Origin of the sequence: Rathayibacter sp. RFBD1 (genome assembly GCF_002932915.1) — a bacterium.
GTDB lineage: Bacteria > Actinomycetota > Actinomycetes > Actinomycetales > Microbacteriaceae > Rathayibacter.
The window spans coordinates 170,190-188,349 of sequence record NZ_PSWQ01000003.1; the positions used below are offsets into that span (position 1 = coordinate 170,190).

Consider the following 18,160-nt stretch of genomic DNA (forward strand, 5'->3'; position numbering starts at 1 on the left):
GAGAGCCCCGGGCGCCTACGCGTCGGATGACCCGATCTCCCCGCAGGCGGGCTCACCGCGCGTGCGCCGTCGCCAGCTCGCCCCAGTGCGTCGTCGCCCGGAGCGAGAGGGCGTCGCGCTTCATCGTCCACACCGGCCCCGTGCGGATGCCCGCCAGCCCGAGGCCGACCGCGGACCGGCCGTGGCGCTTCGTCACCGCGTCGATGGTGGCGCCGAGGCCCTTCGTGTCGAAGGCGGTGTCGAAGATCTCGAGCAGCGCGTGGGAGTTCCGAGGCGACAGGTTCGTGAGGATGACGCCGGCCCGCACGTAGCGCGCGCCCTCCCGCAGCCGCGGGCGCAGGGTGCCGATCGCGGCCCTCACCATCGCCACCGGGTCGTCCGTGGGAACGGGGAAGCCGGCCAGGCCGCCGGCGGACTCGTACGGCGCGTCCGCGAACGGCGACGTCGACGCGAACACGCTCATCGTCCTGGTGACCGACTCCTGAGCGCGGAGGCGGTGGGCGGCGCGCTGCGCGTAGACGGAGAGCACCTGCTCCATGTCCGCGATCGTCGTCACGGGAGTGGCGAACGACCGGGAGAAGATCAGCTGGTCGCGGACGGTGCGAGCGGCCTCGAGCGGGATGCAGTCGACGCCGCGCAGCTCGTAGACGGAGCGCTGCAGGACCACGGAGAACTTCTTGCGGATCAGCGCGGGGTCCGCGTCCCGGAGGTCGCGGACGGTGTGGATGGACAGCTCCGCGAGGCGCTTCCCGGTGCGGCCGGCGACGCCCCACAGCTCGGTGACGTGCTGCGAGGCCATGAGCGCGTCGAGCTGCTCGGGCGTGTACCAGTCGGTGTCGCAGACGCCCCCCAGGCGCGGGTGCTTCTTCGCTCCGCCCTTGTTGACGAACTTCGCGAGAGTCTTGCTCGGCCCGAATCCGACGCAGACGGGCAGGCCGACGTTCTTCGCGACGGCCGCCCGCATCGCCCGGCCGATCTTCGCCCGCTCCGCCACGTCGCCGTCGACGCCGAGGAAGGACTCGTCGATCGAGTACACCTCCTGCCAGGCGGAGTAGCGGCCCAGCAGCTCCATCACGCGCGCGGACAGCTCGCCGTACAGCTCGTAGTTGCTCGATCGGGCGATCACCTCCGGGAGGCGACCGGAGCGGATGAGCGGCTCGATCTGGAACCAGGGCGTGCCGTTCTCGATCCCGAGCCTCTTCACCTCGTCGGAGCGGGCGACCACGCAGCCGTCGTTGTTCGAGAGGACGACGACCGGCCGGCCCGCGAGCCTCGGATCGAACAGCCGCTCGCAGGAGACGTAGAACGAGTTCACGTCGACCAGGGCGATGCGCCGCTCAGAGCGCACGGTGCAGCCGGTGGAGGCAGACGGTGACGACGCCCCACACCTGGAGGTCGCTCAGCTCGGCGACGTGGATCGGCGGGTACTCCGGGTTCTCGGCCCGCAGCACCACTCCCCCGGGGTGCAGCTCGAGGCGCTTCACGGTCAGCTCGCCGTCGAGGATCGCGATGACCACGCTCCCGTGCGTCGGCGTGATCGACCGGTCGACCACGAGCTCGTCGCCGTCGCTGATGCCCGCGCCGACCATGCTCTCGCCCGAGACGCGGACGATGAACGTCGACGTCCTGTCGCGGATCAGGTGGTCGTTGAGGTCGAGGGACCCGTCGAAGTAGTCCTGCGCCGGCGACGGGAATCCCGCCGCCACGGCCTCGCTGGTGACGAGGAAGGTGACGGCGACAGCGTCCGAGGCCGGGGTCGCGATGCGCTCCACGACGGTCACGCCCATGGTCGGCCCCCTCCTCGTCTCGTCGAACGTGTGTTCGAACGCGTCCGAGTGTAGGTCGGGGGCACCGACATTCGGGAGGCGCTCGGCGCCGTCCTGGACCGCCGGCGCGGAGGATCACCGGCGACGCCGCTGGGAGCACGGAGGAGTGGCGCGTCGGCCGACGCGAGTCCAGCCTCCCTGGAGCCTTCTCCGGCACGATCCGACCTCATCCCCTCGGAAGGAGCTCCTCTCATGCGCGCATCCCGTCCCCTTCCCGGCGACCCCTGGCCGTCGCAGATGGTCATCACGGTCGAGGACAACCCCTCGGCGCTGCTCGAGCTCCTCTGGATCCGCGAAGCGTGGGGCTTCACTCCGGCGGTCGACGGGCCTCCGCCGCTCGAGCGGTCCCCGGAGCGGGTCGGGTCGGCGGAGCCCGGCGCCGACGAGCAGCGCGCCTGGCCTCAGCTGTGGCAGGACTGCGTCGAGCATCTGGCGGTCGAGACCGGCCCGCTCCTCCGGCAGCTCTCCAGCACCGCCGACGGATCCCCCGAGCGCGCACGCCTCCTCGACCTCGCCCGCGGCCCCGGCTGGCGGGAGCGCTTCGGCGACGACTCCCTCGGAGCTCCCTTCCGCGCCTGGCACGACGAGCTGCGGTCCGCCCGGATGGACGCACGGGACGTCCCTCTGGACGCCGCCCCCGAGCGGCGCTGCCTCGGCTCCCTCGTCCCCGCCTGGGAGGCCGGACTGACGACGGTGGTCACCCTCCCCTGCCGCGGCGAGTACACGCGCGCCGTCTCCGGCTCGGTGCTGCTCCTGACCGACAGCGACCACCGGGACCCGGACCGCTACGCGGCCGCGCTCCGCCGGTTCGCCGACGGCTCTCTGGAGTGACGGACCCCCGCCACTCCCTCTCCGTCGCCGCTTCCGTCACCCCCGTCAGAGTCAACGGACCCCTCGTGGTTGACGAGCGCACTCCCCTGCACTTGCCTCCCATCAGGGGGCATCGCAGTCACGCGCTCTCCTACGTGCTCCATCATCGAATCCCGGGGGGACTCCACCATGACCGTCACATCACGACGATCCACCACTCATCGCCGCTGGCGTGCCGCACTCGGCGCTGGTCTGGGCGCCGCCGCACTCTTCGGCAGCCTCCTCGTCGCCGGGCCGGCGCAGGCCGCCGGGACGCAGACCCTGCTCGCCCTGGGCGACTCGATCTCGCGCGGGGCGGGAACCTGCAACGGGACCGGTGACTGCGTCGCGAGCAACTGGTCGACCGGAACGAACCCGGCGGTCGACTCGATCGCTGCGCGTCTCGAGGCCTCGAGCTCGACCACGAGCCTGACGACGGTCAACGCGGCGAGGTCGGGCAGCTTCATCGGCGGCGTGGGCGCCAAGATCGACGAGGCCGTCGCGGCCGGCGCGGAACCGGACTACGTCACGCTCCTCATCGGCGGGAACGACCTCTGCCAGACGTACGACATGACCTCCGTCGCGGGCTTCACCTCCTCCGCGAAGGGCGTGATGTCGAAGATCGCCTCCGCCTGGCCCGACGCCACCGTGCTCGTCGGCTCGGTTCCGAACATCGCCGCGGAGTGGAGCACCGTCAAGGCGACGAAGGGCGCCGTGATCTGGCAGGCGGCGGACCTGTGCGGGAAGTTCCGCGGCGTGAGCGAGGCCGGAGTGCAGCAGACCGGTACCCAGTACACAGCCCTGCTCGCAGAAGCGGCGAGCCGCGCGACCGCCTACAACAGGGCGCTCTCCGACGCCTGCGCCGCGACGACGAACGACTGCAGATGGGATGGAGGAGCGCTCTCGCGCATGGCCGTCCCGGCGAGCGCCGTCTCGACCGTGGACTACTTCCACCCCAGCGTGTCCGGTCAGGCGACGATCGCGAGGACCACCTGGGAGGCCTGGGGCCTCCCCGGTGACTCCGGAGGCACGCCCACGCCGACCCCGACGCCCGGTGCGGACACGACCGCCCCGTCCGTCGTCATCACATCTCCCACGACAGGGACGACCGTCGGCTCGAGCGTGACCTTCGTCGCCTCCTCGACCGACGACGTCGCCACGACCCGGGTCAGCTTCTGGAGCGGCTCGACCAGGCTCGGCGACGCGACCAGGGCGTCCAACGGGACCTGGCGCCTGACCGTCTCCACCTCCGCTTACCCGTCCGGCACCTTCAGCATCACCGCCCGCGCGTTCGACGCCGCCGGCAACGAGGGCCGCAGCACCGCCGTCAGCATCAGGCACTGATCCCCGCCGCTGACGCTCGGACCCGGTGACCGGGCTCGAGCGTCTTCGATACGGAGAGGCCCGTGACGACCAATGCCGTCACGGGCCTCTCCGTGTCACCCTCCAGGCGCCGCTCCTCTCGCTCGGCCGCAGAGCAGCGCCGGTCGCCGGCGGATCGTCGCGGCTTCGGTCGTAACCGCCGTCTGCACGGCTCCCGGAAGTACGGCGACGAGTCCGACGGCGGCTTCCGTCGTCGTGGTGGTGGCGTTCCGTGCGCGTCGGGCTCCGACATCCGGTCGTCGTCGCCGGATCGGTTTCCGGATCGGATGAACGCTCGCGCGCTCCGGACGGTATCCCCCTCCGAGCCGCCGATCTCCGGCGACCGCAAGTCTCGAGGAGTGCACGATGACCAGGAACATCAGAGTCGGTATCGCAGCTGTCGCCGTCGCGGGAGTGATGGCGGTGGCACCCGTGCTCGCCGGTGCGAGCAGCGTCGCTCCCGCCGCGGCGACCAGCGACTCCAGCAGCGCGTCGGACAGGAACCTGATCAACGCGGTCCGCTCCGTGGCGGCGAAGCTGCGGGTCGTCGGACTCTCCGACGGCGGCACGAAGCTCGTGCAGTTCAACCCGACCAAGCCCGGCAAGGTCACGAACCGTGTCGCCGTCACCGGCCTGACCGGCGGCGACACCGCGCTCATCGGCATCGACTACCGGGTCCAGGACGGCGCCCTCTACGGCGTCGGGGACAACGCGGCGAGCGCCGGCGTCTACTCCATCAACCCGTCCACCGGCGCGGCCACTCAGGTGACCCGTCTCACCGTGGCGCTGAGCGGCACCTCCTTCGGCGTCGACTTCAACCCCGCCGCGAACGCGCTCCGCGTGGTCAGCGACACGGGCCAGAACCTCCGTCAGCCGTTCGCCACCGCGGGCGCCGCGACGGTCGCCGACGGCACGCTCAGCTACGCCGCGCCCGCCGTGGCCACCGGTGTCGCCGGGGCCGCGTACACGAACAACGACCTCGACGCGAACAGCGCGACCACCCTGTTCGTCCTCGACACGGCCCTCGACCAGATCGCCATCCAGTCCCCGGCCAACGCCGGCACCCTGGCGCCGACCGGGAAGCTCGGCCTCGACGCAGTGGGTGCGACCGGCTTCGACATCTACTCCGTCCTCCGCAACGGCAGCTCCATCGGCTCGGTCGGCCTCGCCGCCGTCAACGGGTCGCTCTACGAGATCGGACTGCTGAACGGCACGGCGACTCCGCTCGGCGCCATCGGGGCGAACGTCACGGACGTCGCCGTTCCGCTCGTCCAGCGCTGACCCGACCCCCCGGTGACCGCGCTCCTGCCGAGGAGTGCAGGGCCGACGGAGTCGCGGGAAGGGCCGTCCCCCGGGGCGGCCCTTCCTCGTGTCCGGGCACTGCCGACACGGCGGGCCGGTGAGCCCGCCTTCAGGAGGCCGCGGCTCCCGGCGACCGGTCGCGACGCGGCACGGCCCCCGCGCGATGCACGATCGAGCGGATCAGCCCGTCGAGCAGGAGCGCCGCCCCGGCGAGCGCCACCGAGGCGGCGACCACCGACTCCGTCCAGGGCGTGGTGTCGTACGACTGGTAGCCGACGAGCGCGGGAGCGATCGCGAACGTCGCGACGAGGTAGCCGGGCAGCGTCGATCCGATCAGGAGGACGAAGGACGCGGCGCGGAGGGGCGACGTCCTCGCCACGAGGACCGCGAGGACGAGCAGGCCGGCGGGTGCGGCCAGTCCCAGCAGGACCGCCGGGAGCATCGCCTGCAGGATCGTCGGTGCTCCGAGGATCCCGGACAGGACCGCGTGCAGGCCGAGGCAGCCGAACGACGCGGCGACCACGATCCGCATCACCGCGACCGGGCGCGGCCGTCCCGGACCGACCGCGCCGAGGACGGCGAGAGCGACGGGGAGGTGCCCGATCCCGAGCAGCTGCCCTGCCGATCCGACGTTCTCCCACGGATCGGAGGGCCACGAGTAGTCGTACCGGTGGTCCTCGATCGCCTGCTCGCCCAGGATCGGCCCGGCGACGGCCCAGCGCTGAACGGCGGCGAGCTGCTGCAGCCCGGCCGAGGCGAGCATCAGAGCGCCGGCCGCGAGGATCCGGCTCGAGCTGCGCTCTCGGGCTCCGGGACGTCCTGACTCCGCTGCTGTCATGCGGCCACGGTAGGGGCCGGGGCGTCCGGCACGGGTGGCCGGGAGGAGAACGCCTCGCCGCGATCGGTCCGCGCGAGACGCTTGCGCGCGATCCGTCGGGACCGGCCCCGGCGCCGGTGGGGGATGCTCCGCGGGGGACGAGACGAGGCCACCGCGTCCTCCGCGCACCGGCCCCTGCCCTGTTGCGGACATGTCCGCTAGAGGCTGTTGTCGGCGGTGGGACCGGGTGCCACTGTTCGGAGACGGCCGCCCACGGTCGACCCGATCGAAGGCTCCAGCATGCGCTCTCCCTCCGCCTCCCGCCCGACCGACCCGGACGCCGGTACGGCCCGCTCGACCCCTGAGCGGAGGACGAGGCCCGGGCCGGCGCTCGGCCTGCTCGCGCTGACGGCGACGGTCGCGCTCCTCCTCGGGACCACGGCTCCCCTGTCCGCGGTCGCCGCGGCTCCCGCTGCGACCGGTGTCGTCGGCTGGGGTGACGACTCCAGCGGGCAGGTCGCTGCGCCGGCTGGGCTCACCGACGCGACGGCGATCGCCGCGGGCGGCTCCCACAGCCTCGCCCTGCGCAGCGACGGCACCGTCGCCGCCTGGGGCGAGGACAGCAGCGGGCAGGCCACCGTGCCGACCGGTCTGGACGACGTCGTCGCCGTCGACGCCGGCGTCAACCACAGCCTCGCCCTGCGCAGGGACGGGACCGTCAGCGCCTGGGGCGACGACGGCGACGGGCAGGCGACGGTGCCGGACGGGCTCGCCGACGTCACCGCCATCGCTGCCGGCGGCTACCACAACCTCGCCCTGCACGGGGACGGGACCGTCACCGCCTGGGGATACGACTTCTACGGCCAGCCGACCGTGCCGGACGGGCTCAGCGGAGTCGTCGCCATCGCCGCCGGCCGCTTCCACGACCTCGCGCTGCACCGCGACGGCACCGTCACCGCCTGGGGAGACGACGCCTTCGGGCAGACCGACGTGCCCGCGGGACTCACCGGCGTCACCGCCGTCTCCGCCGGAGCCACCCACAGCCTCGCGCTGCGCGCGGACGGGACCGTCGTCGCCTGGGGCAGCGACAGCGACGGCCAGTCCGACGTCCCCGGCGGCCTCGCGGACGTCACCGCCGTCGCCGCCGGCGGGTACCACAGCCTCGCTGTGCGCCGCGACGGCACCGTCACCGCCTGGGGCTACGACGGCTTCGGCGAGGCCTCCGTGCCGGCGGGACTCACCGGCGCCACCGCCGTGTCCGGCGGCAGCTTCCACAGCCTCGCCCTCGGCGCTCGGCCCGTCTTCACGGCCGACGCCCCTCCGGCGACGGCGCCTCTCGGAACGCCCTTCTCCTACACCTTCGCCACCGGCGGCGCGTCGACGTTCGAGCTCGCGTCCGGTTCCCTCCCGGCCGGCCTGACCCTCACCTCCGCGGGCGTCCTGTCCGGCACCCCGACCGTCGAGGGAGCGTCCTCCTTCACCGTGACCGCCCGCACCACCTTCGGCACCACCACCGGCGCGCCCCACACCCTCACCGTCGGGCAGGCGGCGACCGCTCCGACCCTCTCGGGGACGGCCGCGGCCGGCGTGGTCGGCTCCGCCTACGACTTCACGTACACGGCGACCGGATCCCCGGCGCCGGTCGTCACCGTCGCGTCGGGCACTCTGCCTCCCGGACTCGCCCTCGACGCCTCCGGGCGCCTCACCGGCACCCCGACCACCGCGGGGACCTACGGCTTCACCCTCCGCGCGGTGAACCCGGCGGGCACCGTCGAGGCGGCGAGCACGCTGACCGTCTCTCCGCAGAAGGCGACCACGAGGGCCGACCTGCGCGTCGACGTCTCCGCTCCGACCACGGCCGCGAAGGGGAGGACGTTCACGTACACGCTCATCACGAGGAACGCCGGACCCTCCGCGTCGACGTCCGTCTTCTCGAAGGTGGTCCTCCCCCCGACCGTGCAGTTCGTGTCCGCCACGGGCTCGTACAGCCGCATCGGGAGCATCGTGATCTTCCCGCGCTCGAGTCTCGCGAACGGGCGGACCGTCACCGAGAGGATCACCGTCACGGCCACCGGCACCGGCACCGCGACCGCCTTCGCCGCCGCGTTCTCGGTCAGGACGCCGGACCCGTCGATCCGCAGCAACACCGACACCGCCGCGACGACCGTCCGCTGACGGCGGGCGCAGGGGGACGGCGGGCGGGCCTCCGGGATCGCCCGCCGTCTCGATCCGCGGGTACGGATGCATCCGGGGAATTCCCGCTCACCGGCGCCCGACCCGCGGAGGGGCGCGCCTAGAGCACGTCGACGATCGCGGCGAAGGTCCGGTCCGGATCTTCGAGCTGCATGTCGTGGTGCACCCCCGCGATCCGGCGCACCTGCCAGCCCCGCTGCTCGAGCCGCGCGGCCAGGGCGTCGGGCAGCACCGCCGGCGACTGGTCGGAGAGCACGATCGTCGACGGGACCGCCGGCGCCTCGACCGGGACCGGGTGGAAGGCGACGTCCCGGAACACGCCGACGGCCATCCGCGCGTCGAACCTCTTCTTCGCGTCGTCGAGCAGCGCGCGGATCTCCGGGCTGTAGGCGGCGCGGACCGCGGCGCTCGCCCGCGCCTGCCCGAGCTGGGCGACGCCGAGCGACAGCAGCGGTGCCGCCCAGAACAGCCGTCCGCGCAGGCCGCTCGTGGGGAGCGACAGGGCGAACCCGGGATCGAGGTAGACGGCCCGGCCGGGCGCGAGTCCTGCGACGGCGCGCTGCAGCACCGCGCCGCCGAGCGAGTGGCCGACCACGCTGTCGATTCCCGCCGGCAGCGACTCGACCAGATCGGCGGCCATGTCGTCGATCCGGTAGGACTCCGCCCGGGCGCTCGCGCCGTGCCCGCGCAGATCGACGGCCGTGACCGTGTAGCGGCCGGTCGCGACGAGCCGCTCGACGAACGGCCCCCAGGTCGCCGCCGACGCACCGAGCCCGTGCACCAGCCCGACGTGTCGCGGTCCGGACCCGGTGGTGATCGTCTGCAGGAGCATCCCCTGATCCTGCCCGAGACGGCGGTGCCGAGTGCAGGGAGAGACGAGGCCGACCGGGACCGCGGGCCGGGCCGACGGGGACGCTCGAGCGCCTCCGCTCACTCGTCGTCGTCGACGAACGGTGGGAACGGTCCGATGTCGCCGGTGCGGAGGTTCCCGTAGTAGCTCGGCACCCAGGCCTCCTCGGGGACCCGCCCGACCACCGGCGACACGATGACGACGTGATCGAGGAACTCCTGCTCCCACACGAGGCAGTCCCGGTAGATGTGCCCGCGCAGCGGCCCGTCCACATCACGGGCCGGCAGCTCCCTCGCGTGGACGGGGAGGAAGAGCGCGTTGACCGGCGTCATCGTGATCGTGTGGTCGATGTGGGGCTGCTCCGCCTCGACCTTGTCGAGCATCGCGTCGACGAGCTGCTGAACGCCGTTGCTCACCGTGTCCTCGCTTCCTCGTCCGGGGCCCTCCGCGTCCGCGAGGCCGGCTCGCGACGACCGTACCCATCCCGCGCCGCCCGGCTGAAGCCCGTGGCGCGAGCATCGGGGGCCGCGTCGCGAATCGCTCGGACGGCGTCGACGGGCGACCGGAGGACCGGGCCGGTCGACTGCGCGCCCAGCGCCGATCCTCCTCCGGAATGCCCACCGGACAGGGGCCTCCGCAGGGGGTCCGCTCCGCTGCGGCCCGGTCCTATGCTCGCCCCATGCACCTCCGCACTGTCGCGATGAGGCCCGGCGCCGCCGCTCTCGGGCCGGTCGGCGCGCCCCCACGGACCGCGCTGGACGACGTGCTCACCCACCTGATCGCGGCGCTCGCGATCGGATCCGGCCTGCTGCTGGTCCCGGCGGCCGTCGGCGGAGTGCCGCTCCTCGCCACCGGAGCGACCGGAGCGAGCGCCTTCGAGGCCTGGACGCTGATCCGCACCACCGTGGCGCTGCAGGTCGGCATCGCCGTGCTCGCGATCGGTCTCGGCGCCGTGGCGCGGACGCGCGGACCCGCGGGAACCCGAGCGGAGCGCTGGTGCGTGGTCGCCGCGGTGAGCGCCGCGATCGGCGTGGTGCTGCTGGTCGTGCCGCCGGTCTGAGGACCCCCCGGGGAGCGTCGCCCACCGGCTTGTCCGGGTCGCCGTGCGCGCCCGCGACCGAACCGTCACCTCGCGCCGCGCGGCGTGATCGGATCGTTGCAGGATCCGGCACAGGCTGAGGTTCCGCATAGGACACACTCGGCCACAGGGGGCGATCGTCCCCCGCTCATGGGGAAGCCGACCGCGATCAGCGGCTCGGAGGAAGCAGGAATCGTGCGTTCTGCGCGACGACGCCACGGCGTCACCGTCATCACCACTGCGGCACTGCTGGGGGCGCTCGCGTTCCCGTCCGTCGCCCTGGCCACCGAGGTCGTCCCTGACGCCGCCTCGAGCCCCGCACCGGCCGAGCCGGCTCCCACCGCGGAGCCCACCGCCACTCCGGAGCCGACCGCGACTCCGGAGCCGACTCCGACCCCGGCGCCCACTCCGGCTCCGACCACCGCGCCCGTCGAGAGCGCGCAGTCGCCCCTGGCGATCGCCCTCGACCGCACCACCTACGAAGCGGGCTCGGCGTTCTCCGCGATCCCGTCGGCGGAGGGCTGGGCCGGCGGCCTGAACGTGTCCGGGACCGGTTTCCAGCCCGGCACCGTCGCCGTCGTCGTGCTCCGCGACGGCGACTCGGAGGAGGCCGTCACCACCAGCGTGATCACCGCCTCCGGCGAGCTCCGCCTCCAGGACTGGCTCCCCACCGACGCGGACGGCGTCGCGGTGGACCCCCACCTCCCGCTCCCCGGCGAGACGATCTCCGTCGTCGCGGAGGGACTCGACGCCTCGGGCGCCCGTGTCGCCTCCGATGCCGTCGAGCTGACCGTGACGCAGCCCGACACGAGCGTCGTCTTCCAGAACCGGGAGGACGGCGGGGTGCTCCCGGCCGGTGCGGACATCCAGGTCGGAGAGTTCCGGATCCACGGCGTCGTCGCCTCGTTCCGCGGATTCGACCGCGGCGAGGACGTGTCCGTCACGCTCACCGCGCCCGACGGCAGCACCTCCGCCCTCGTGCCCCCCGCGCCGACCCCGCTCTCGGGCGAGGCCTTCGTCCTGCTCGACGCCGACACCATGGCGGACCAGCTGGGCACCTTCACCGTCACCGCCACGGGAGAGACCAGCGGACGCTCCGTGACGTCGTCGCTGGAGCAGGTCCCCTCACGCACCGCGATCCGGATCTGGCCCCAGGGGGCTTCGCCCGAGCCCGCCCCGGCGGACGGACAGCCCACCAGCGGTGGCGCTCTCCTCGGCTTCGGCGCGGACGAGACCGTGTCGATCGGCGTCTTCTCGACCTCGGGTGCGCGCCAGACGCTCACGGGCGGCGGCTCGAGCCTCGAGGTCGGCGTCGACGCGCTCGGCTGGAGCCTGATCTCCCTCGGCCAGTACCCGCTGCAGGACCCGGCGAGCGAGATCTACTGCGTCATCGCCCGCGGCACGTCGAGCGGTCTCGTGGCGAGCACCTCCTACGACTACACCCTGACGGAGGAGGACCCGATCGCCGGAGAGGCCGACTGCTCCGCCGCGGTCGCCGCGGTCACGGCGCACCCTGTCGGCGCCGGGCCTGCAGGGCACCCGGCCGGCTCCGGACCCGCTGCGCAGACGGGCGGCCACCGCCCTGTCCTCGCCTCGACCGGCGTCTCGACGACCGCGCCGCTCGCCCTGGCCGCCTTCGGCATCCTCGGTGGCCTCGCCCTGACGATGCTCCGCCGCCGCCGCGCGTAGACGGCCGCGCACCGCGCACGACGAAGGCGCCCGGGCACACCGCCCGGGCGCCTTCGTCGTCGCGAGACCCGTCGGGTCAGTCGGACGGCACCGCGCAGGTCTCCTCCGCCGCGGTCTGGCCCGGAGCGTCGACGGCGACGGGAGCGGGATCCGTCGGAGCCGCGCCGCCGTCCGCGGGCGCCTCCGCCGCCGGAGCGTCGGATGCGAGGGTCACCGGCTGGTCGGTGAGGACGCGGTTCATCAGCTCGGCCCCGACCTCGGCGTTCGGCACGACCTTGCCCGGGTAGTCCGGGTCGTCGAGCGCCGGGTACTGCACGAACACCATCTTCGAGAGGTCGACGTCCTTCAGTGCGAGGGCGAGCGAGATCATCGTCGCCGGGCTCGTGAGCGACGTCGACAGGTGCACGTTCGACGAGGTCGCCTGCGCGAGTCCGTAGAGGGCGGGGATGTTCGAGAGGGTGTCGGCCGAGCGGACGGTGCGCATCAGCGAGGCCAGGTACTGCTGCTGCGACGAGATGCGGCTGAGGTCGCTCTGGTCGCCGACGCCGTGGCGGCTGCGGAGGAACGAGAGCGCCATCGACCCGGAGACGGTGGAGGTGCCGGCGGGCAGGTCGAGTCCCGAGTCGGTGTCGAGGATCGGACCGGTGAGGCAGATCGGGACGCCGCCGACGGCGTTGCTCATCTCGATGACGCCGTTGAAGGACACCCAGCCGGCGTAGGGCACCGTCAGGCCGGTGAACTGCTGCAGGGTGTCGTTGACGCAGGCGAGCCCGCCGTACTGGAACGCGGAGTTGAGCGGGACGCCGGCGGCGGCCTCGGTGACGACGCCCGTCTCGGGGTCGGTGCACGCGGGACGGTCCAGGATCAGGTCGCGCGGGAAGCTGATCACCGTCGCGCTGCGGTGGTCAGCCGAGACGTGGAGCAGGATGTTGACGTCGTTGAGCGTGTCGTCGCGGACGCCGAAGGAGTCGCCCTGCGTGGCGTCGTTGTCGGTGCCGACCACCAGGACGTCGAAGCCGCCCTCGACCGCGCCCATCTGCACGTTCCCGGCGGTGGGAGGAGCGACGCCCAGGTCGACCGCGTTGTCGGCGACGTTCCGGCTGATGCTCACCGTCGCGATCGCCACGAGCGAGGTGGCGCTGACGGCGAGGACGCCGACCACCGCCGCGATCCCGACCACCACTGACCGCGCCCCGGACCGCCGCCGGAGCCGCCCGTGCCGCACCGCGCGCTCGTGAACCCTCATGCGCTCCCACCCCTCGCCCCGCCCGCCCGTTCGCGGACGCAGTCGCTCGCCAGTGTAGGCAGGCCCCCTCCGATGCTGCGCGGAACGGCCCTGCTACCGTCGTGCGCGCATCGAGGAGCGGAGGAGGTGCCATGGAACACCGAGTCGTCGATCCCGTCACGCAGATCGAGTGGATCGTCCCGCCGTTCGCGACGGAGGAGGACACCCTCGCCCGCGCGCGGGCCGATCGGGAGGGGCGGCTCGCCGACCTCCGCCTGTACCCGGACCACTGCGCGGAGTATCCGCTCTGGGCGGTCGACGGCCCGATCGACGACCCGGGTGCGATCGGCGTCCCGGAGGCCCTGCACGGACCGCTGCTCCGCTGGCAGGAGCTCTGGGCCGCCGGATGCGACGTGTTCGAGGGCTGGAGGAGCGCCGAGGCGGAGGAGCACTGGCTCGCCCTCGGCCGGGAGCTGCACGCCGAGCTCGAGGCCGCCCTCTGGCTGACGACCCGGGTGCTCGCCTGCTTCTGAGGGCTGCTGCTCGGACATCCGCGGGAAAGCCGGCGCAACCCGTCCCCGGACCGGCCCCCGCGTGCCTACCCTGGACGGTGCGCTCTCCTCGTCTTCTGCAGCAGGTCGTCGGCAAGCTCGGCGGGCAGCGGCCCGCGGCCCCGGTGAGCCGTCGAGCGCAGCGGGCGCTCCTCGCCGAGCAGACGGTCCGCGGGGTGCTCGAGCTGGCCGTGCGACTGGGCGAGACGCTGCTCTCGCTGGGGTCCGCGGCCGCCGAGGTGACCGAGACGATCCAGCGGGTGTGCCGCGCGTACGGCATCGAGTGCCAGGTCGACCTCACCTTCACGTCGATCCTGGTCGTGCACGACGGAGGCGACGACTCCCCCAGCGTGAGCGTGCTGCGCGTCGTCCCCTCCCGCAGCGCCGACTACGAGCGGCTCGCCCGCGTGACGGCGCTCGTCACCGCCATCACCGAGGGCTCGCCGGAGGTGCGGGTCGCCGACGCCGTCGACTCCGCCGAGGCCCGCGAGGAGGCCCGGCACCAGTTCGAGGCCGCGCACGACCGGCTCGACGCGATCCTCGTCCAGCCGCACCGCTACCGCCGCGGAGTCGTCACCCTCACGCTCGCGCTGATGGCGGCGGGCGTCGCGCTCCTGCTCGGGGGCGGACCCCTCGTCGTGCTCCTCGCCGCCGCGACGGCCGCCGCGATCGACCTGGTCAACCAGCTGCTCGCCCGCTGGGGCCTGCCCGCCTTCTTCCAGCAGATCGCGGGCGCCGCGCTGGCGACCGGAGTGGCGGTGGTGCTGCTCGCGGTCGTGCCGCGGCTGCCCGTGGAGCTGGCGGTTCTGCCGCCCGCGCTCGTCGTCGCGTCGGGGGTGGTCGTGCTCCTCGCCGGGCTCTCGTTCGTGGGAGCGGCGGACGATGCGATCAACGGGTTCCCGATCACCGCGGGCGGCCGGCTGCTCGAGGTCGGGCTGCTGACGCTGGGCATCGTCGTCGGGATCGCCGTGGTGCTCGACGGCGCGCGCTCGCTCGGGGTCGAGCTGGTGCTTGTCGACTCCTACGCCCGCCCCTGGCCGGCCGCCGTGCAGGTGCTCGGCGCCGGGGTCGCGGCCGGCGCCTGGGCTCTCTCGTCGCACACCCCGCCGCGGCCCGCGCTCATCGCCGCCCTCACCGGAGCCGGCGCGTTCCTCGTCTCCGACTCGCTGACCACCTCGGGCTTCGCGCCGCTCATGGCCAACGCCCTCCCGGCGCTGGCGATCGGCCTGCTCGGCGAGATGCTGGCCGAGCGGATGCGGGTGCCCGCCGTGGTGACGACCGCGTGCGCGATCGTCCCCCTCCTGCCCGGCCTCACCCTCTACCGCGGCGTCCTCGGCCTCACCTCGAACGCCGGCCCGAGCGCCGGGATCGAGCTCCTGCTCCAGGCGGGCATGATCGCGCTGGGCCTCGCCGGCGGAGTCACGCTCGGCCGGATCGCCTACCGCCGCCTGCGCACCCCGATCGTGCGGGCGGTGGCGCCGGTCCGCGCCCGGACCCGCCGGGACCGCGGGATCGAGCAGGCCCTCGCCGCCGACGTCCTCTACCCCGACGGCGCCGAGGCCGGGCAGGCGGACACCGCGCAGGACGCCACGGCGCCGGGCAGCGGATCCAGCCTCACGGCGTCCGACCCGTCGGCGCCGGCCGCGGTCGACCCCGCGCCGCTGCCCGACGAGCCGGCGCCGGCCGCCGAGGAGCCGTTCACCCGCACCGGGATCGTCCCGATCGTCAGCACGATCGGCGTGACGGAGCCGGTGCCGATCGTCACCGGGGAGGGTCCGGCCGACCGGGGCTGACGACAGGGCCTGCTCCCGCGGTCGGCTCCTCGCCGCAGAGGGAGGCGCCGCGCCGGTCAGTCCGCGTGGCCCCGCACGACCGCGGTCCGGCGGGTGTCGATCACGATCACCGAGCCGAGCACGATCAGGGCGAGCGACACCGAGGCGAGCGTGTCGGTCAGCCAGTGGTAGCCGAGGTAGAGCCGGGCGACGATCTGGCCGGCGATCATCCCGAGCGAGAGCGCGAAGCCCCCGATCATCCAGCTCCGGGAGGAGCGGCGGGAGGCGAGGAGGAACGTGGTGATCAGGAAGAAGTCGCTCACGCCGGTGACGTGGCCGGAGGGGAACGAGAAGGTCCCGTCGGGCCCGAGCAGCATGTACTCGACCGGCGGGCGCATCCGCATCACGAGGTGAGCGGCCAGCTGCACGCTGAGCATCCCGACGAGCATGCCGCCGGCCAGGAGGATCGGCCGCCAGAGGTGCCGCGCGAGGACGAACCAGAGCACGAGCACCGCCAGGATGATGACCGGCAGGTAGACCGGCCCGAAGACGGTGGCGAGCGCGTCCATCACGACCGTGCCCTCGGCGGAGCGCTTCTCGCGGAACCACTCGGCGACGACCGGATCGAGGACGGTGAGGCCGGTGCCGCTCGCGACCTGCGCGGTGAAGGCCGCGAAGAGGACGACGCCGACGCCGATGAGGCCGAAGCCGGCCCGGTCGAGGCCGCGGCGCGCCTCCGGGGCCATCACGCGCTCCTCCACGAGGAACCGCTGGTGGAAGCGGGCGCGGCGCGAGAGGGCGGGGGTGCTCATCCGCTCACCCTAGGGCTGCGGAGGCGCCGCCGACCGGGCCGTTCGCTCAGCGTCCTGCCGCGTAGTGCGTCTGGATCTGCTCCGGCGTGAGGACCGTCGAGTACACCGCGGCGTAGCGCAGGCTCCCGCCGAAGTACGAGGAGCCGACGTTCGGCCACTGGCCGCCCAGGCTGTCGTATCCGATCTTCCAGGTGCCCGTCGTGTTCTCGGCCGTGCGGTACGTGCTGTTCGAGGCGACCTTCACGCCGTCGACCCAGAGCGCGATGCCCGCCGTCGGCGAGAGCGTGGAGACGACGTGGTGCCAGAGCCCGTCGTTGACGGCTCGGATGCTCGTGATGGTCTGCGCGGCGCCGTTGTAGACGCCGAAGACGAGCTTGCCGTCGGCGCCGATGTAGGTGTGGCGGTCGTACTGGCCGCCGGGAGCGGTGGCGCCCGCGCTGAAGCTGAAGAGCTTGCCGCCGGCGTTCGTGGTCTTGAACCAGATCTCGGTGCTGAAGGTGCCGGGGTTCCTGATCTCCAGCGGCGTGCTCAGGTACTGGTTGGTGCCGTTCGGCGTCCACGAGCCGCCCGCGTCGCGCGGGCAGGCCTTGGGCGTCGCGGCGGAGCTGACCATCGCGGTCGGGAAGAGGCTGGTGGAGCGGTAGGTGCCCGGGTACTGGCCGGAGTCCGTGTCGGGCGCGGTCGTCGATCCGCTCGGCTGCGCGAGCGTGTAGGCGAAGAGCGCGGCCCCGCGGTCGGCGGCGAGGGCGCCGTCGCAGGTGAAGAACGCGGCGGCGCTGCCGACCGTGTTGGTCGAGTTCAGGATCGAGGCGGTGTACGCGCCGGAGGTGGCGGGGGCGGTGAGCAGCACGGCGGCCAGGGCGGCGGCGGCGAGGGCGGCGACGACAGACCTCGGGCGGGCGAGGAGGGTGCGCAGCCGCGCGGCCGGCGAGGCGGCGGAGAGGCGGTGCCGGCTCATGCCGTCTCCTCCTCGCGGGCGGCGCGGCGGCCGCGCTCGGCGGTCCGCTCCGGCTCGCCGGGGAGGCCGACGAAGACCGTGTAGAGCACCGGGATCGCGCAGAGCAGGACGAAGAGGACCCAGCCCCAGAACGGCAGGTGCAGAGCGGAGGAGAGGGCGTAGGCGTCTCCGTCGTGCGCCGGGATCTGCAGGCGGCCGACCTGTCCGGAGACCAGGTCGACGGGGTCGGCGCCCTCGGCGCTCACGCGGATGGGGAGGACGCCCGTCGAGACGAGCGTGGCGTTCGTCGTGCCGCTGTCGACCGTGGCCTCGAGGACGACGATGCCGACGAGCGGGCGGAGCACGAAGACGGTGACGGACGCGACGAGCGAGAGGCCGAGGATCCGCATCGACGCCCGCTGGGTGGGCGAGGCGATGAAGCGGGTGAGCAGCTGCACGAGGACGGCGCCGATGATCAGCAGCGGCAGGCCGCGCACGAGCCAGCCGAGCACCGGCAGCGCCGTGGTGACGACTCCGATGAGCTGGTCCTGGCCGGTGGCCCACGGATCGACGGCGCCGTTGATGTCGCCCTGGGTGCGGAGCGTGCCGTCGTCCGCGATCTCGACGACCCGGTGGGTGTAGGTCTCGTCGGGCGTGGTGGTGGGGTGGAAGCTGACCGCGTCGCCGACCCGGACGTCCTCGAGGGCCGTCGGCTCGGTGAGGACGAGGGTGCCGACCGGGGCGGCCGTGCCCATGGAGGGCGTCTGCACGATGAACCAGCGTCCGCCGGACGCGTGGAACAGGAGCGCCGCCGCGACCAGGACGGCCAGCAGAGCGGTCGTCGTCCAGATCAGGGCGGTGCGGAGGAGGGACCGGCGGGGGCGGTCGGTGCGGGGG

The 18,160-nt window shown here is 73.6% G+C and carries 17 protein-coding genes; 8 read left to right on the plus strand and 9 right to left on the minus strand.

What is annotated here, in order from left to right; genetic code table 11:
• Nucleotides 1-52: 52 nt before the first annotated feature.
• Both C5D50_RS02085 and C5D50_RS02090 read right to left on the minus strand, forming a co-directional pair.
• The gene (locus C5D50_RS02085; RefSeq protein WP_104283993.1) at nucleotides 53-1,348 is read right to left on the minus strand and encodes a Y-family DNA polymerase; all 1,296 of its coding nucleotides are present in this window, start codon (nucleotides 1,346-1,348) and stop codon (nucleotides 53-55) included.
• Nucleotides 1,338-1,787, minus strand: a complete 450-nt coding sequence (locus C5D50_RS02090; RefSeq protein ID WP_104238880.1) for a LexA family transcriptional regulator — start codon at nucleotides 1,785-1,787, stop codon at nucleotides 1,338-1,340. Before C5D50_RS02090 ends, C5D50_RS02085 begins: the two co-directional genes overlap by 11 nt.
• Before the next feature lie 231 nt (nucleotides 1,788-2,018).
• Between C5D50_RS02090 and C5D50_RS02095 the strand changes: the two genes are divergently transcribed.
• The 3 genes from C5D50_RS02095 to C5D50_RS02105 all read left to right on the plus strand — a co-directional run bounded on the left by C5D50_RS02095 (nucleotide 2,019) and on the right by C5D50_RS02105 (nucleotide 5,318).
• A complete protein-coding gene (locus tag C5D50_RS02095; protein WP_104283994.1) occupies nucleotides 2,019-2,657 on the plus strand; it encodes a hypothetical protein in 639 nt (212 codons plus the stop codon).
• A gap of 168 nt (nucleotides 2,658-2,825) precedes the next feature.
• A complete protein-coding gene (locus C5D50_RS02100; protein ID WP_104283995.1) occupies nucleotides 2,826-4,019 on the plus strand; it encodes an SGNH/GDSL hydrolase family protein in 1,194 nt (397 codons plus the stop codon).
• Between the two features lie 384 nt (nucleotides 4,020-4,403).
• Nucleotides 4,404-5,318 carry a DUF4394 domain-containing protein gene (locus tag C5D50_RS02105; RefSeq protein WP_219814727.1) on the plus strand — a complete coding sequence of 305 codons (915 nt, stop codon included), beginning with the start codon at nucleotides 4,404-4,406 and terminating at the stop codon, nucleotides 5,316-5,318.
• A 130-nt stretch (nucleotides 5,319-5,448) separates the two neighbouring features.
• On the opposite strand, the gene C5D50_RS02110 is transcribed toward C5D50_RS02105, so the two are convergent.
• The gene (locus tag C5D50_RS02110) at nucleotides 5,449-6,177 is read right to left on the minus strand and encodes a hypothetical protein (RefSeq protein WP_146086947.1); all 729 of its coding nucleotides are present in this window, start codon (nucleotides 6,175-6,177) and stop codon (nucleotides 5,449-5,451) included.
• A gap of 279 nt (nucleotides 6,178-6,456) precedes the next feature.
• Here C5D50_RS02110 and C5D50_RS16285 point away from each other — a divergent pair, with 279 nt between their 5' ends.
• A complete protein-coding gene (locus tag C5D50_RS16285) occupies nucleotides 6,457-8,331 on the plus strand; it encodes a putative Ig domain-containing protein (protein WP_146086948.1) in 1,875 nt (624 codons plus the stop codon).
• Nucleotides 8,332-8,449: 118 nt separating this feature from the next.
• Here the strand turns inward: C5D50_RS16285 and C5D50_RS02120 are convergent, their stop codons facing one another.
• Complete coding sequence (locus C5D50_RS02120) at nucleotides 8,450-9,181, minus strand: alpha/beta fold hydrolase (protein WP_104283998.1); 732 nt, start codon at nucleotides 9,179-9,181, stop codon at nucleotides 8,450-8,452.
• Between the two features lie 98 nt (nucleotides 9,182-9,279).
• Complete coding sequence (locus C5D50_RS02125) at nucleotides 9,280-9,615, minus strand: hypothetical protein (protein ID WP_104255926.1); 336 nt, start codon at nucleotides 9,613-9,615, stop codon at nucleotides 9,280-9,282.
• Nucleotides 9,616-9,878: 263 nt separating this feature from the next.
• On the opposite strand from C5D50_RS02125, the gene C5D50_RS02130 reads away from it, so the two are divergent.
• Together C5D50_RS02130 and C5D50_RS02135 are read left to right on the plus strand one after the other, a co-directional pair.
• Nucleotides 9,879-10,259, plus strand: a complete 381-nt coding sequence (locus C5D50_RS02130) for a hypothetical protein (RefSeq protein WP_104283999.1) — start codon at nucleotides 9,879-9,881, stop codon at nucleotides 10,257-10,259.
• Between the two features lie 213 nt (nucleotides 10,260-10,472).
• A complete protein-coding gene (locus C5D50_RS02135) occupies nucleotides 10,473-11,966 on the plus strand; it encodes a hypothetical protein (protein WP_146086949.1) in 1,494 nt (497 codons plus the stop codon).
• Nucleotides 11,967-12,042: 76 nt separating this feature from the next.
• Here C5D50_RS02135 and C5D50_RS02140 read toward each other — a convergent pair whose 3' ends face one another.
• Nucleotides 12,043-13,149, minus strand: a complete 1,107-nt coding sequence (locus C5D50_RS02140; RefSeq protein ID WP_181137271.1) for an LCP family protein — start codon at nucleotides 13,147-13,149, stop codon at nucleotides 12,043-12,045.
• A 194-nt stretch (nucleotides 13,150-13,343) separates the two neighbouring features.
• Here C5D50_RS02140 and C5D50_RS16440 point away from each other — a divergent pair, with 194 nt between their 5' ends.
• Both C5D50_RS16440 and C5D50_RS02145 read left to right on the plus strand, forming a co-directional pair.
• A complete protein-coding gene (locus C5D50_RS16440) occupies nucleotides 13,344-13,724 on the plus strand; it encodes a hypothetical protein (RefSeq protein ID WP_181137272.1) in 381 nt (126 codons plus the stop codon).
• A gap of 77 nt (nucleotides 13,725-13,801) precedes the next feature.
• Nucleotides 13,802-15,535: a threonine/serine exporter ThrE family protein gene (locus C5D50_RS02145; RefSeq protein ID WP_181137273.1), complete on the plus strand. Its 1,734-nt coding sequence runs from the start codon at nucleotides 13,802-13,804 to the stop codon at nucleotides 15,533-15,535.
• 56 nt (nucleotides 15,536-15,591) lie between these two features.
• On the opposite strand, the gene C5D50_RS02150 is transcribed toward C5D50_RS02145, so the two are convergent.
• The 3 genes from C5D50_RS02150 to C5D50_RS16445 form a co-directional block, all read right to left on the minus strand.
• Nucleotides 15,592-16,326, minus strand: coding sequence for a phosphatase PAP2 family protein (locus tag C5D50_RS02150; protein ID WP_104223319.1), 735 nt, complete (start codon nucleotides 16,324-16,326; stop codon nucleotides 15,592-15,594).
• A 46-nt stretch (nucleotides 16,327-16,372) separates the two neighbouring features.
• Nucleotides 16,373-17,284, minus strand: a complete 912-nt coding sequence (locus tag C5D50_RS02155; RefSeq protein ID WP_104288920.1) for a LamG domain-containing protein — start codon at nucleotides 17,282-17,284, stop codon at nucleotides 16,373-16,375.
• Nucleotides 17,281-18,160: S26 family signal peptidase (locus C5D50_RS16445; RefSeq protein ID WP_104288921.1), on the minus strand; the 880-nt coding region annotated here is incomplete at its 5' end. The genes C5D50_RS02155 and C5D50_RS16445, both read right to left, overlap by 4 nt.